Below are 14386 nucleotides of genomic sequence, written 5' to 3' on the forward strand. Positions count from 1 at the left end.
CCCCGGCGTGATGTGAAGGCCACCGCTGTGATCGACGCTCTCTTCTCGCGCGCGCGCATACTGCTCGCGATCCTCCTCTGCTCCGTCCTCGCGGGCGCGCTGCTCATCAGTGTCGAGCCGGCGCATGCGCTCGCGGGGTCGGTGCCCGCCGCGGAGGAATCGATCGAACTCGATGAGACCGAGAGTCCGACGGTCGAGGCGCTGCAGATCGCCGAGGGTGCGCCGCCGGCGCCCGCCGAGACGTCGGCGGAGGAGGTCGTCGCGCCGAGTGTGTCGGGCACCGTCACGGACGGGGACGGCATCGCCGGCATCGCCGGCGTTCAGGTGAGCGCATTCCGTCTGATCGGCGAGGAGTACGAGTTCGTCCAGACGGTGGCCACCGACGATGCCGGCGCGTACGCCTTCGCCGCGCTGCCGGCCGGCGAGTACGACTTCTTCTTCGATCCCGCCGAGCGCACCGACCTGGCCTGGGGCTGGTACGCAGGCTTCGCCGTGCCCTCGTATGCGATCCCCGCCACCGTGACCGAGGGCGGCTCCGTCCACCTCGAGCCGCGCAGGATGTACGAGGCGGGGGCCGCCTACGGCGTGGTCACCAACGCCCGCACGGGTAACCCCCTGCCCGGCGTCACCGTCACGCTGTGGGCGACCGACGGTGCGGACGAGACCGGGAGCGCCTTCTTCCAGCCGATCCTGCAGGCGACCACGAACGAGTACGGCTTCGTCTTCGTGCAGCTGCCTGCCGGCGACTATCTGGTCGAGTACGCGCCGCCGTCGGTCAGCTTCCGCGGCGAGTGGTGGGACGACACGACGACTTTCGACGACTCGACCATGCTCACCCTCGCACCCGGGGAGGAGCGCGAGGTCAGCGCAGACCTGCTCGTCCACCTCGCGGCCGCGACGCCGAGCATCTCGGGCACCGCCGCCGTCGGCGCGCTGATGACGGCGAAGCCGAACTCGTGGACCACGGGAGCGACGCTCACCTACCAGTGGCTGGCTGATGGGATCGCCATCGCGGGGGCGACGAGCTCGTCGTTCACAGTGGCGACGGCGCAGGACGGGAAGAGGATCTCCGTCGCCGTCACCGGGACCAAGCTCGGGTACACGACGGTGACGAAGACGTCGGGTCAGACAGCGGCGGTCATGAGATTCGCGACGCCCAAGATCGCGGGCCCGATCGCGGCGGGTCACACGGTTCGCGTGGACCGGGGCACGTGGACGTCCGGGGCCGCGTTTACGTATCAGTGGTACGCCGACGGCCGGGCGATCTCGGGCGCGACGTCCTCGTCGTACAAGATTCCGAGCACGCTCAAGGGCAAACGGATCTCGGTGAAGGTCACCGGCAAGAAGTCCGGTCACACGACCGTGTCGAGGACGTCGGCCGTCTCGGGCAAGGTCGGCACCGCGATCACCCCTTCCATCTCGGGCACCCGTGCGGTCGGGGCGACACTGACGGCCAAGCGGGGCACCTGGACCTCGGGCACCACCTACAGCTACCAGTGGTACGCGAACGGCAACGCCATCTCGGGCGCGACCGGATCCACCTACCGGCTGTCGTCGGGCACCGAGGGCAAGCGGATCACGGTCAAGGTGACAGGTCGGGCGTCCGGGTACGCGACGGTGTCGCTGACCTCGTCGGCGACATCGCAGATCCTGCGGGCCGGCACGCCCACGATCGGCGGCACGACCCAGGTCACCAAGACCGTGACCGCCTCTCGCGGCACGTGGACGACCGGGACGTCGTTCTCGTACCAGTGGTACGTCAACGGCTCGGCGATCAGCGGCGCCACCGGCTCCACCCTGAAGCTCACGACCTCGCACGTCGGCAAACGGATCACCGTGAAGGTGACGGGGCGGCTGTCCGGCTACGCCACCATCTCCAAGACGTCGGCCGCGTCGGCGACCGTCGGCTACCCGAGTCGGACGGCACCGATCAGCACGTGGAACTGTCCGTCGTGGGCGCCCATCAAGGGCAACGCCGACTCGATGATCTACCACATGCTCGGCGGACGATATTACAGCGCGACCCAGCCCGAGGAGTGCTTCCGGACCGAGACCGCCGCGGTGTCGGCCGGTTACCGCAAGTCGAAGCTGTGACCGTCGCACGGTGAGACCGGCGGGCTAGGCTCGAACGATGGCGATCTTCTCACGAGGCAAGCGTTCGAACGATCGAGCAGCCGAGCAGACTCCCGACGTCCCCGCGACGGAGCGGGGCGACGACACGCGGGCGGCTGAAGGTGCGGCGGCGGGGGAGACCCCGGCCGAACCGGTGCCGCACGTCGGGATCTCGCTGTCGACCTTCGGGCAGCCCGCTCCCGCGGCGGCTGCTCCTGCGGCGAAGCGCCCTCCGAAGCCCCGGTCGCAGGCCCCCGAGGTCGCCCCGGTGCCCACCGAGACGCTTCCGGGCCTGCGCGACAACACGCTCGTGGCGGCCACTCTCGCGACACTGCCCGAACAGCCCGACGGCGTCGACCTGATGAATGTCGCGCGTCAGCTGCTGCAGGGGCACCTCTTCCTCCGGGTCAAGGGAGACGCGCGCGCTCTCATCGCCGAAGGCAAGAACCTGCCGCTGGCCATGGCCACCCTCGGCGAGAAGAAGTTCGCCCTCGCCTACAGCAGCGGCGCCGCGCTGCAGGCGAGCGTCCGCGCCGACGGCGACACCGCCACCTCGGCCATGGGTCAGCCCGTCATCGCGGTGATCCGGCACGTGCTCAGCGGCGATTACGACGGTCTCGTCATCGACCACGCCTCCGCACCGGCGCGCGCCGTGCTGCCGACGGCGCTGCTGGAGAAGATGGTCGAGAACTTCGACGAGGAGCTCACGCTCAAATCGCTCCTCGCCGGCGAACGCGGCCCTGACACCGCGGCGCGCGTGGCTCAGGCTCTCACGCACGCCAAGCTCTGGGTCGCTGTCAACCGCGCCGAGGAGGACGGCCCGGTGGGCGTCGCCGAGTCCCGCTCCAGCGACGGCTCCCGCTATCTGGAGGTGTACTCGCACCCGCTCGAGGTCGTCGCCGGGGGTCGCGGCGACCAGGCAGCGCCCATCACGGGCGACCAGCTCGCCCGTTCACTGCGCGGCGACGCGAACCTCACGGGTGTCGTCGTCGATCCGCGCGGACCGTTCCTCCGTCTGACGCGGGACGATCTCGCACCCGTTCTCGCCCTCGCCGACTGACGTCGCACCGCTACCTTGGCATCATGGCCTCCGAGCGGATCACCCTCACCGTCCCCGGACCCGACGGCGACCGCGAGGTCGGACTGTCGAGTCCGAACCGCGTGCTGTGGCCCGAACTCGGCATCACCAAGCGCGAGCTCGCCGAATACCTGATCGCGGTTTCCGGACCGTTCCTCGCGGCCAACGGCGATCGGCCGGTCTCGCTGGAGCGGTTCCCCGAGGGCGTGGACGGTGAGCGGTTCTACTCCAAGAATCCGCCCAAGGGGGCTCCTGCCTATCTCGAGACGGTCACCGTCCGTTACAACAGCGGCCGGCGGCACCCGCAGATCGTGCTCACCGAACCTGCCACGGTGGTGTGGGCGGCGCAGATGAACACCGTCGTCTTCCACCCATGGGCCTCGCTCACGGCGAACACCGACAACCCGGTGGAGCTGCGCATCGACCTCGATCCGCAGCCGGGGACGGGTTTCTCGGATGCCGCCGCTGTCGCCCCGGCACTGCGAGAGGTGCTGGCCGAAGCGGGACTCACCGCCTTCCTCAAGACGAGCGGCAACCGGGGCATCCACGTGTTCTGCCCCATCGAGCCCACCCACGAGTTCCTCGACGTGCGGCACGCGGTCATCGCCGCCGGTCGCGAGCTGGAACGTCGCCTGCCCGACAAGGTCACCATGAACTGGTGGAAGGAGGAGCGTGGCGAACGCGTCTTCATCGACTTCAACCAGGCCAACCGCGACCGCACGATGGCCGGCGCGTACTCGCCCCGGGCACTTCCTGCGGCGACGGTGTCGACGCCGATCACGTGGGACGAGCTCGCCCACGTCGACCCGGCGGACTTCACCGTCCGCACCGTCCCGCAGCGGCTCGCCGACGTCGGCGACCCGTGGGCAGACCTGCTCGCCGAGCCGGGACGAATCGACACGCTGCTGGAGTGGTGGCAGCGCGACCTCGACGCCGGTCTGGGAGAGCTGGCGTTCCCGCCGGAGTTCCCCAAGATGCCCGGCGAGCCCCCGCGCGTCCAGCCGAGCCGCGCGAAGAAGCCCGACTAGCGCTACTCGAGCACCGCACCGACGTCGTACGCCGACACCGCCTCGAGCTGATCGAACCGGCACGATGCGGGATCGCGGTCGGGACGCCAGCGGGCGAACTGGACCGTGTGGCGGAACCGGTTCTTCTCGAGCTGGTCGTAGCGCACCTCGAGCACCCGCTCGGGTCGCAGCCTGACGAACGACGAGTCGCGGTCGGCCGCAGAGAATCGCGACTTCTCGCCCTCGCCCGTCAGTGCCGCCCCCGATTCGTCGGTCTCGACGAGCGGAGCCAGCTCGTCCACGAGTTCCAGACGCCGCTTGTCGCTCCACGCCGACACCGCACCCACGTTCCGCAGCGTCCCGCCGTCGTCGTAGAGGCCGACCAGCAGCGAGCCGACCCCGCGACCGGACTTGTGGATGCGGTACCCGATCGCCACGACATCGGCGGTGCGCGCGTGCTTGATCTTGAACATCGTGCGCTTGTTGGGGGCGTAGGGCTGCGCGAGCGGCTTGGCGATGACGCCGTCGAGCCCGGCCCCCTCGAACTCGTTCAGCCAGCGGCGCGCGATCGCGGCATCCCTCGTCGTGCGGGTGACATGGATCGGATGCGGCAGCCCGGCGACCAGGTCGACCAGCTGCGCCCGGCGCTCTTCGAACGGCTCGCTCTGCAGATCGCGGTCGCCGCGGGCGAGGAGGTCGAAGGCGATGAACATCGCCGGGGTGGTCTCGGACAGCATCGCCACGCGGGAGGCGGCCGGGTGGATGCGCTGCGTGAGTGAGTCCCAGTCGAGCCGCTGCGACCCCGGCTCGCCGCGGGGAACGACGACCTCGCCGTCCAGCAGGCAGGGTTCGGGCAGGAGCCGTGAGAACGCCTCGACCAACTCGGGGAAGTACCGCGTCAGGGGCTTGGCGCCTCGCGAGCCGATCTCGACCGTCTCTCCGTCCCACGACACCAGTCCGCGGAAGCCGTCCCATTTGGGTTCGTAGCTGAAGCCGCCGGTCGCGGCATCCTGCTCGGGCACCTCGGGAACCGACTTCGCCAGCATCGGCGCGGGGATCTCGTACGGCACGGCTACTCCTTCTCGAGCTCGGCCTGCTTCGGTCGCGCCCAGCGCGCGGGAGTCTTCGGCCCGTCCCACACCTGCACGACGCCCCAGGCGGCCGCAGCGATCGGGACGGCCAGGACCGCCCCGACGATGCCGCCGAGCACGGCGCCGACGGTCAAGGCGACGAGGATCACGAACGCGTGGAGCTTCATCGAGCGGCCCATCAGCACGGGCTGCAGGAAGTTGCCCTCGAGCTGGTTGACCAGCACGACGACGCCGACGACGATGAGCGCGTTGACCCAGCCGTTGGCGACGAGGGCCACGAGCGCGGCCAGGATGCCGGCGAGCGTCGCCCCGACGATCGGGATGAAGGCCAGGAGGAAGACCAGCACCGCCAGGGGGATCGCCAGCGGCACCTGCAGGATCAGCAGGCCGATCAGGATGCCGATCGCGTCGACCGCGGCCACGGTGGCCGTCCCGCGCACGTACGACCCGAGCACGGAGACCGTCTTGTCGCCGATGCGGTGGGCGCGGTCGTAGTCTTCACCGCGGAACGGTCGCAGCAGGAACTCCCACATGCGGGGGCCGTCCTTCAGGAAGAAGAACAGGATCGTGACCATCAGGATGAACCCGGTCACGAAGTTGAACACGGCGTTCACTCCGGCCAGGGCGCCCGAGCCGAACTGCGCGCTGGTGAGGAAGTCGGTCACCGCCTGCAGCCACTCGTCGAGCTGCTGCTGGGTCGGCGCGAAGGGGAGGTCCTGCGCCCATTCGACGACCGACTGCAGGCCCGTCTCGGCCTGCGCGTACAGCTCGTCCCACTGGTCGCGCACCGCCCACACGATGAGCCAGCCGATGCCGGTGAGCAGCAGCACGATCGACAGCAGCGTGATCACCGTCGCCAGAGCGGACGGCACCCCCCTGCGGCGCATGAACGCCATCACGGGGTGGAAGGCGCACGCGAGGATGAGCGCGATGACCAGCGGAATGGTCACGAGCGTGAGCTGACGGATGCCGAAGATCATCAGCGTCGCGAGGGCGACCACGATGAGCACCTGCAGGGCGCGGGTGGCGAGCTTGCCGAACCCGTCGCTCCACAGTCTGACCGGGGGAATCGCGGCGGCGATCGGAGCGCCCGCGCCAGCGCGGTCGGTGGTGCGTCGGAACAATCCCATGACAGCGACAGTAGCCGTCCGGCGATCCGGCGCAGAAGCCTTGCGCGTGCGCGAGGGAACCACTACGCCGTCGCCCGCCGGCGGCGGCGGGTCGGGGGATCAGGCGAACGCGCTCATCCCGGTGATGTCACGGCCGATGAGCAGCGCCTGCACGCTCTCGGTGCCCTCGTACGTGTGGATGGCCTCGATGTCGGCCATGTGCTGAATCACGCGATACTGCAGCAGGATGCCGTTGCCGCCGAGGAGGTCGCGTGCGGTCGCCGCGATCCGACGCGCCGCACGGGTGTTGTGGTATTTCGCCAGCGACGCTTGCGTGGGGCGCAGACCGCCCGAGGCCTCGAGATCGGCGAGATGACGGCAGTACAGCTGCATCGCCGTCAGCTCCTCGAGCATCTGGGCCAGGCGCTCCTGCACCATCTGGAACCTCGCCAGGGGCTTGCCGAACTGCTCGCGCTGCTGGGCGTACTGGAGTGCCGCCTCGTAGCATGCGGTGGCGTGCCCGAGCGCCGACCAGGCCACGCCCGACCGCGTGGAGTACAGGACGGTGGAGGCGTCCTTGAACGAGCGGGCACCGGGCAGGAGCGCGTCGGCGGGCACGCGCACACCGGAGAGGGTGATGTGGGCCTGGTGGATCGCCCGCAGCGAGGCCTTGGCGAGGATCGGCTCGCCGCGGTAGCCGGCGGCGTCCTGGGGGACGAGGAAGCAGCGCACCGCGCCGTCGTCGTCATCACCGGGTGCGGCGACCCGCGCCCAGACGAACGTGATGCCGCCGGAGGCGCCGTTGCCGATCCACTTCTTCGCCCCGTCGATCACGTACGAGCCGTCGGGCTCGCGCCGCGCGCGCGTCTCGAGCGAGACCGAGTCCGAGCCGTGATCGGGCTCGGTCAGGGCGAATGAGCCCAGCACCTCGCCTCGTGCCAGCGGCTGCAGGTGGGCGCTCTTCTGCGCGTCGCTGCCGAACAGCGCCAGCGTCCGCAGCGCGAGGCCGCCCTGCACGGCGAGGATCGTGCCCATCGAGCCGTCGCCGCGCGAGACCTCCATGTTGATCAGGCCCGCCGCCAGGGGGGACAGGTGGGTCAGGCCCGCGTGGTCGATGCCGTCGGTGAAGAGGTCGAGCTCTCCCATGCGGCGCGCGAAGCCGAGGTTGTACTCGCCGCGGTCCCAATACCCGTCGATGTCCGGAAGGATCTCGTCCACGAACGTCCGTGCCCGCTGCCATGCCTCGCGCTCGGCGGGACTCAGATCGGAGAACACGGCGTAGTAGTCGGTGTCGAGGGCGCGCGAGACGTCGTAGGACTCCGTCTGCTGGCCGGGCACGGGCAGGAACTCGCTCATGTGGCGAGTGTAACGGAACGGGATCTCAGGGAGGCTGGAACTGCGTCTCAGGAGCCTGGGTCGCGAAGCCGATCCTGAATGCGTCGGGCGACCTCGGCGTGCGGCATCCGCTTGGGGAAGACGGCGACCACGACGTCGTCGTCGCGGGCGTCCGCGGCCTCGAGGACGCCGAAACGGCGCATCGCGTCGTCGAGGGCGTGTCGCAGCGACGAGACCGGCACCCGCTTCGGGCCGCGCAGCAGCTGGCGGAGCACATGATTGTGCACGGCGGTGACGAGGGCGGCGAACCCGACGGCGTCGATCGGGTCGATGCCGGGCAGCGCGCGCCGGAGGTACTCGTCGAAGAGGCGCTCGTACCGGAAGACGGTCACGATCTCGCGCTCGCGGAGCGCCGGCACCTGGCGGACGACCTCGTAGCGGCGCCGGGCGAGCTCGGGGTCGGCGGCGAAGTGCGTGAAGACCCGGATGGAGGCCTCGCAGACCGCCGCCCACGGGTTCTCGTGGGCATCGGCGAGGAAGCCCCGCAGCTCGTCGAGCAGCAGCTCGTGGTCGGCGAAGACGACGTCGTCCTTGCCGCCGAACTGACGGAAGAAGGTCGACCGCGACACTCCCGCCGCCCGCGCGATCTGCTCGACGGAGGTCTGGTCGAAGCCCTGCTGCGCGAACAGCTCGAGGGCGGCTCCGACGACCGCGGTTCTCGCGGCGGGGGGCGCGGCCTCGTCTGTCACCCGTCGAGCCTATCGACGCGCGTGCCGCGTGGCACCATGCCCGGTGCGGTGTCAACCCCGTGGAGTCCGACGGGGAAACGGCGTTGGGTGGGTGGATGGAACCCCTGTGGCGGGCCGACGACGGCCCCGACGACACCCCGTTCGTTCCCGGAGCCACGCACGACGTGATCGTCGTCGGGGCGGGCGTGACCGGGCTCACCACCGCCCTCATGCTCGTGAGAGAGGGGTACGACGTCGCGGTCGTCGAGGCCGAGCGGATCGGGGCGCTCGCCAGTGGCGCGAACACCGGCAAGCTGTCGCTGCTGCAGGGGAGCGTGCTCTCCACGCTCCGCCGGCACCACCCCTCCTCGCTCGCGCGGGCGTATGTCGAGGCCAATCGCGACGGGGCGCAGTGGCTCCGGGACTTCGCTGCGGAAGCGGGCGTGCCGCTCTCGGCCCGCACCGCGTTCAGCTATGCGCAATCGGATGCCGGCGCCTCGACCATCGACGACGAGACGGCCGCGGCGGCCGAAGCCGGGCTGGCGGTGCGCCGCGTGCCGGCCGGGGCGGACGCAGACCTCCCGTTCCCGTTCGCCGCCGCCGTCGCGCTCGACGACCAGGCGGCCCTCGACCCGCAGCGACTGCTGCACGCGCTCGCGCGGGCGTTCCTGGCCGCGGGAGGGACCCTGCACACCGGCGCGCGCGTCACCCGCGTGCACGCCGTGCCGTCCCCCTGCATCGAGACGGATGCCGGGTCGATGCGCGCCGACCACATCGTGCTCGCGACCGGTGCGGCCATCCTCGACCGCGGGCTGTACTTCGCCAAGACCCGGGGACTGCGCTCGTACTGCGTCGCCTTCGCCTACGACGGCGACGTGCCCGACGGGCTGTACCTGTCGGTCGACGGTCCGACGCGCTCGATCCGCTCGGTGACGCCCGAGGACGGCCCGGGCGATCGCGCCCAGCTGATCGTCGGAGGGAACGGCCACCCGGTGGGCCGCGTCGGGTCCGAGCAGGAGCGCGTCGACGACATCGTCGCGTGGACGCGCGAGCACTTCCCCGGTGCGGAACCGGTCGCCCACTGGAGTGCGCAGGACTACGAGTCGCACAACCTCATCCCGTTCGTGGGCGCGCTGCCGCGCAGCCTCGGCCGCGTGCGCTTCGCCACCGGCTACGGCAAGTGGGGGCTGTCGAACGGCCCGGCGGCCGCGCTGCGGCTGAGCGCCGAGATCCGCCGCGTTCCCCGGCGGGAGCGCCCGCGGTGGATGTCGGTGATCGCGCACCGGCTGACCGTGCCGGCCGATCTCGGCCGCGGCGGTGTCGAGAACATCCGCGTCGGGTGGGAAGCGGCATCCGGGTGGCTCGGTGCCCAGCGCGTGCCGGTTCCGGTCCCGCGGCCCGCCGAAGGCGAGGGGGTCGTGGCCAGCCGTGGCGGGCAGCCGGTCGGGGTCTCGACCGTCGACGGTGTCACGCGCGCGGTGAGCGCCGTGTGCACGCACCTCGGCGGCGTGCTGTCGTGGAACGACGCGGAGTGCACGTGGGACTGCCCGCTGCACGCGTCGCGGTTCACCGCGGACGGCGAACGCATCGAGGGCCCCGCCCTCGACGATCTGCCGCGGCTCGACGACCCGTCCGCACCCGCGGTCGAGGGCGACCCCGGCGTCACGCGGTCGAGGGCGCAGGAGCGGCGGTAGTAGGCTGGGTGACCGGTCGAATATCTCGACGTCAAGACAATCCGGCGCTGATGTCGGCGCCGCCCATTCGCCACAGCGAAGGACTGCACGTGGATCTCTACGAGTACCAGGCACGCGATCTGTTCGAGAAGTACGAGGTGCCGGTGCTCGCCGGCATCGTCGCGGACACCCCAGAAGAAGTGAAGGCGGCCGCTGAGAAGCTCGGCGGCGTCGTCGTCGTCAAGGCTCAGGTCAAGACCGGCGGACGAGGAAAGGCCGGCGGCGTCAAGGTCGCCAAGAACCCCGACGAGGCGTACGAGGCGGCCAAGGCCATCCTCGGCCTCGACATCAAGGGCCACGTCGTCAAGCGCGTCATGGTCGCCGCAGGCGCCCGCATCGCCGAGGAGTACTACTTCTCCGTGCTGCTGGACCGCGCCAACCGCTCCTACCTGAGCCTGTGCTCGGTCGAAGGCGGCATGGAGATCGAGCAGCTCGCGGTCGAGAAGCCCGAGGCCCTCGCGAGGATCGAGGTCGACCCGCTGACCGGCATCGACCAGGCCAAGGCGCTCGAGATCGCCCGCGCCGCGAACTTCCCCGAAGAGCTCGTGCCCAAGGTCGCCGACGTCTTCGTCAAGCTCTTCGCCGTGTACAAGGGCGAGGACGCCACCCTGGTCGAGGTCAACCCCCTCGTCCGGACCGAGGACGGCGACATCATCGCCCTCGACGGCAAGGTCTCGCTCGACGAGAACGCCGAGTTCCGTCACGCCTCGCACGCGCTGCTCGAAGACAAGGACGCGGCCGACCCCCTCGAGGCCAAGGCCAAGGAGAACGACCTCAACTACGTCAAGCTCGACGGACAGGTCGGCATCATCGGCAACGGCGCGGGCCTGGTCATGTCGACCCTCGACGTGGTCGCCTACGCCGGCGAGAACCACGGCGGCGTCAAGCCCGCCAACTTCCTCGACATCGGCGGCGGCGCCTCGGCCGAGGTCATGGCCGCGGGCCTGGACGTCATCCTCGGCGACCCGCAGGTGAAGTCGGTGTTCGTCAACGTCTTCGGCGGCATCACCGCGTGCGACGCCGTCGCCAAGGGCATCGTCGGCGCGCTCGCCGAGCTCGGCTCGACGGCATCCAAGCCCCTCGTGGTGCGTCTGGACGGCAACCGCGTCGAAGAGGGCCGCAAGATCCTCGAAGACGCCGGCCACCCGCTCGTCACCCTCGCTGCGACCATGGACGAAGGCGCCGACAAGGCCGCCGAGCTCGCCAACGCCTGATCCCGGATAAGGACTTCCAGATATGTCGATCTTCCTCAACAAGGACTCCAAGGTCATCGTCCAGGGCATCACCGGCGGCGAGGGCACCAAGCACACCGCGCTCATGCTCAAGGCGGGCACCAACGTCGTCGGCGGCGTGAACGCGCGCAAGGCCGGCACCACGGTGCTGCACAAGGACAAGGACGGCGCCAGCGTCGAGCTCCCCGTCTTCGGCTCGGTCGCCGAGGCGATGGAGAAGACGGGGGCGGACGTGTCGATCGCGTTCGTGCCCGCAGCCTTCACCAAGGCCGCGATGATCGAGGCCATCGACGCCGAGATCCCGCTGCTCGTCGTCATCACCGAAGGCGTACCGGTCGGCGACAGCGCCGAGGCCTGGGCCTACGCGCAGTCCAAGGGCAACGCGACCCGCATCATCGGGCCGAACTGCCCGGGCATCATCACCCCCGGAGAGTCGCTGGTGGGCATCACCCCCGCCAACATCACCGGCAAGGGCCCCATCGGCCTGGTGTCGAAGTCGGGCACCCTGACCTACCAGATGATGTTCGAACTGCGCGATCTGGGCTTCTCGACCGCCATCGGCATCGGCGGCGACCCGATCATCGGCACGACGCACATCGACGCCCTCGCCGCGTTCGAAGCCGACCCCGAGACCAAGGCGATCGTCATGATCGGCGAGATCGGCGGCGACGCGGAGGAGCGCGCGGCGGACTTCATCAAGGCCAACGTCACCAAGCCCGTCGTCGGATACGTGGCAGGCTTCACCGCCCCCGAGGGCAAGACCATGGGCCACGCCGGCGCCATCGTCTCGGGCTCGGCGGGTACCGCCCAGGCGAAGAAGGAGGCCCTCGAGGCCGCCGGTGTCAAGGTCGGCAAGACGCCGTCCGAGACCGCCACCCTCATGCGCGAGATCATCGAGTCGCTGTAACGCACCACGAGGGGCGGATGCCGGAGTGCGAACTCCCGGCATCCGCCCTTCGTCGTTCCGCCGACGTTAGGGTGGGAGCCATGCCGCTGACCGGAGAGTACAAGCCGTCCACCTCGGAGTGGGCGCGCACGCAGGCCGAGGTCTTCGAAGCCTCGGGCGGGACCGAGATGAACACCCTGCGCGGGGTGCCGATCATCGTGCTCACGACCCTCGGCGCGCGAAGCGGCGCGCTGCGCAAGACCGCCCTGATGCGCGTCGAGCACGACGGGCGCTACGCCGTGGTCGCCTCGAAGGGCGGTGCTCCCGACGAGCCCCGCTGGGCGGCGAACATGCGCCACCAGCCGCTCGTGGAGCTGCAGGACGGCGCCGTCAAGCGCGACTATCTCGCACGCGAGCTCGAGGGTGCCGAGCGGGACGAATGGTGGCGGCGTTCGGTCGAGGTCTGGCCCGACTACGCGCAGTACCAGACCAAGACCGACCGGCTCATCGCCGTCTTCGTGCTCGAGCCGGTGGACGCGGACTAACCCAGCAGCGCCTCGAGCGGTCCCCGCGCGAAGTAGAGCACGAAGCCGGCCGCGACGATCCACAGCAGCGGGCTGATGCCGCGCGCCTTGCCCGACAGGGCCCGCACGATCACCCACGCGATGAAGCCGGCCCCGATGCCGTTGGCGATCGAGTACGTCAGCGGCATGACGGTCACCGCCAGGAACACCGGCAGCAGCACCGAGAAGTCCGAGAAGTCGATGAATCGGATCTGCGCCATCATGAGCGCCCCGACGATGACCAGCGCCGCGGCGGCGACCTCGGTCGGCACGATCGACACCAGCGGTGTGAAGAACATCGCCACGAGGAACAGTCCACCCGTCACGACGTTCGCGAGTCCCGTGCGCGCGCCCTCGCCGATGCCCGATCCCGACTCGATGAACACGGTGTTCGACGAGCTGGAGGTGAGACCGCCGGCGACGGCGCCGACTCCCTCGACGATGAGCGCCGAGCGGATGCGGGGGAAATCGCCCTTCTCGTCGGCGAGTCCGGCCTCCTTCGACAGCCCGGTCATGGTGCCCATGGCGTCGAAGAAGTTCGTGAACACGAGCGTGAAGACGAGCATGAGGGCGGCCAGGATACCGATGCGCTCGAACGAGCCGAACGAGATCTGGCCGACCAGCGACAGGTCGGGCACGCTGACCAGCGAACCCGGCAGCTCGGGCACCGACAGGCTCCAGCCGCCCGGGTTGACCTGGTCGCCGTCGAACTTCGGCCCGAGGTTCCAGATCGCCTCGACCACGACCGCGACGAGCGTTCCGGTGACGAGTCCGATGAGGATGCCGCCCTTCACCTTCCTGGCGACCAGCACGCCGGTCAGCAGCAGCGTGAAGACGAAGATGAGGGTCGGCACCGTGCTGACCGAGCCGTCCACGCCGAGCCCGACCGGGGGAGAGGACGCGCCGGTGGCGGTGACCAAGCCGGCGTCGACGAAGCCGATGAAGGCGATGAACAGCCCGATGCCGACGGTGATGGCGAGCTTCAGCTGGATGGGCACGGCGTCGAAGATCATGCGCCGAAGCCCGGTAGCCGCCAGCAGCACGATGATGAGCCCGTTGATCACCACGAGCCCCATCGCCTCGGCCCACGTCACCTGGCCGACGACCGAGACGGCGAGGAACGAGTTGATGCCGAGGCCGGCGGCGAAGGCGAACGGCAGGCGCGTCACCAGACCGAACAGCACCGTCATGACGCCGGCCGTCAGCGCGGTCGTCGCGGCGACCTGCGGGAACCCGAGGGTGCCGCCTTCGACGTCGACCCCGCTGGAGAGGATGATCGGGTTCAGGATGACGATGTAGGCCATCGTCACGAAGGTCACCACGCCGCCGCGGATCTCGGCGCCGACGGTCGAGCCGCGCCGCGTGATCTCGAAGAACCGGTCGACCCGGCTGCGGGGTTCGGGCGCGCCGGTCGACGTGGTCGCGGTGGACGGAATTGTGTTGCTCATTCGAGACCTCCGACGAGAACGTTAGTCGCTCCGCGGACCCCGGCTCGCCATCCGGGCACCGGCC

12 protein-coding genes are annotated in these 14386 nt (G+C 70.2%); 7 read left to right on the plus strand and 5 right to left on the minus strand.

The genetic code is table 11. The features are described from left to right. Nucleotides 1–27 precede the first annotated feature (27 nt). The 3 genes from Q9S36_RS23040 to ligD are packed head-to-tail and all read left to right on the plus strand — an operon-like array spanning nt 28 to nt 4218. Nucleotides 28–2094, plus strand: coding sequence for a carboxypeptidase regulatory-like domain-containing protein (locus Q9S36_RS23040; protein ID WP_311287183.1), 2067 nt, complete (start codon nt 28–30; stop codon nt 2092–2094). 37 nt (nt 2095–2131) lie between these two features. Next, on the plus strand, nt 2132–3172 hold the full coding sequence (locus Q9S36_RS23045) for an SseB family protein (protein ID WP_311287184.1): 1041 nt from the start codon (nt 2132–2134) through the stop codon (nt 3170–3172). Between the two features lie 23 nt (nt 3173–3195). Further along, nucleotides 3196–4218 (plus strand): non-homologous end-joining DNA ligase, encoded by a 1023-nt coding sequence (gene ligD / locus Q9S36_RS23050; RefSeq protein ID WP_311287185.1) that lies wholly within the window; start codon nt 3196–3198, stop codon nt 4216–4218. Between the two features lie 2 nt (nt 4219–4220). Here the strand turns inward: ligD and Q9S36_RS23055 are convergent, their stop codons facing one another. From Q9S36_RS23055 to Q9S36_RS23070, 4 genes are all read right to left on the minus strand, one after another. Beyond that, nucleotides 4221–5267, minus strand: coding sequence for an ATP-dependent DNA ligase (locus Q9S36_RS23055; protein ID WP_311287186.1), 1047 nt, complete (start codon nt 5265–5267; stop codon nt 4221–4223). A gap of 2 nt (nt 5268–5269) precedes the next feature. Next, entirely contained in the window at nt 5270–6418 is a 1149-nt protein-coding gene (locus Q9S36_RS23060; RefSeq protein ID WP_311287187.1) for an AI-2E family transporter, read from the minus strand. Nucleotides 6419–6517: 99 nt separating this feature from the next. Next, nucleotides 6518–7753 carry an acyl-CoA dehydrogenase family protein gene (locus Q9S36_RS23065; protein WP_311287188.1) on the minus strand — a complete coding sequence of 412 codons (1236 nt, stop codon included), beginning with the start codon at nt 7751–7753 and terminating at the stop codon, nt 6518–6520. Between the two features lie 47 nt (nt 7754–7800). Further along, complete coding sequence (locus tag Q9S36_RS23070) at nt 7801–8481, minus strand: TetR family transcriptional regulator (protein ID WP_311287189.1); 681 nt, start codon at nt 8479–8481, stop codon at nt 7801–7803. Nucleotides 8482–8576: 95 nt separating this feature from the next. On the opposite strand from Q9S36_RS23070, the gene Q9S36_RS23075 reads away from it, so the two are divergent. From Q9S36_RS23075 to Q9S36_RS23090, 4 genes are all read left to right on the plus strand, one after another. Next, nucleotides 8577–10154 carry an FAD-dependent oxidoreductase gene (locus Q9S36_RS23075; RefSeq protein WP_311287190.1) on the plus strand — a complete coding sequence of 526 codons (1578 nt, stop codon included), beginning with the start codon at nt 8577–8579 and terminating at the stop codon, nt 10152–10154. Between the two features lie 89 nt (nt 10155–10243). Continuing rightward, nucleotides 10244–11407 (plus strand): ADP-forming succinate--CoA ligase subunit beta, encoded by a 1164-nt coding sequence (gene sucC / locus Q9S36_RS23080; RefSeq protein WP_311287191.1) that lies wholly within the window; start codon nt 10244–10246, stop codon nt 11405–11407. 22 nt (nt 11408–11429) lie between these two features. After that, nucleotides 11430–12332, plus strand: coding sequence for a succinate--CoA ligase subunit alpha (gene sucD, locus Q9S36_RS23085; RefSeq protein ID WP_251453413.1), 903 nt, complete (start codon nt 11430–11432; stop codon nt 12330–12332). A gap of 80 nt (nt 12333–12412) precedes the next feature. After that, nucleotides 12413–12856 (plus strand): nitroreductase family deazaflavin-dependent oxidoreductase, encoded by a 444-nt coding sequence (locus tag Q9S36_RS23090; RefSeq protein WP_311287192.1) that lies wholly within the window; start codon nt 12413–12415, stop codon nt 12854–12856. Here the strand turns inward: Q9S36_RS23090 and Q9S36_RS23095 are convergent. Continuing rightward, entirely contained in the window at nt 12853–14322 is a 1470-nt protein-coding gene (locus tag Q9S36_RS23095; RefSeq protein WP_251453405.1) for an NCS2 family permease, read from the minus strand. The genes Q9S36_RS23090 and Q9S36_RS23095 overlap by 4 nt on opposite strands. Between the last annotated feature and the right edge of the window lie 64 nt (nt 14323–14386).

Source organism: Microbacterium sp. ARD31 (assembly GCF_031844425.1).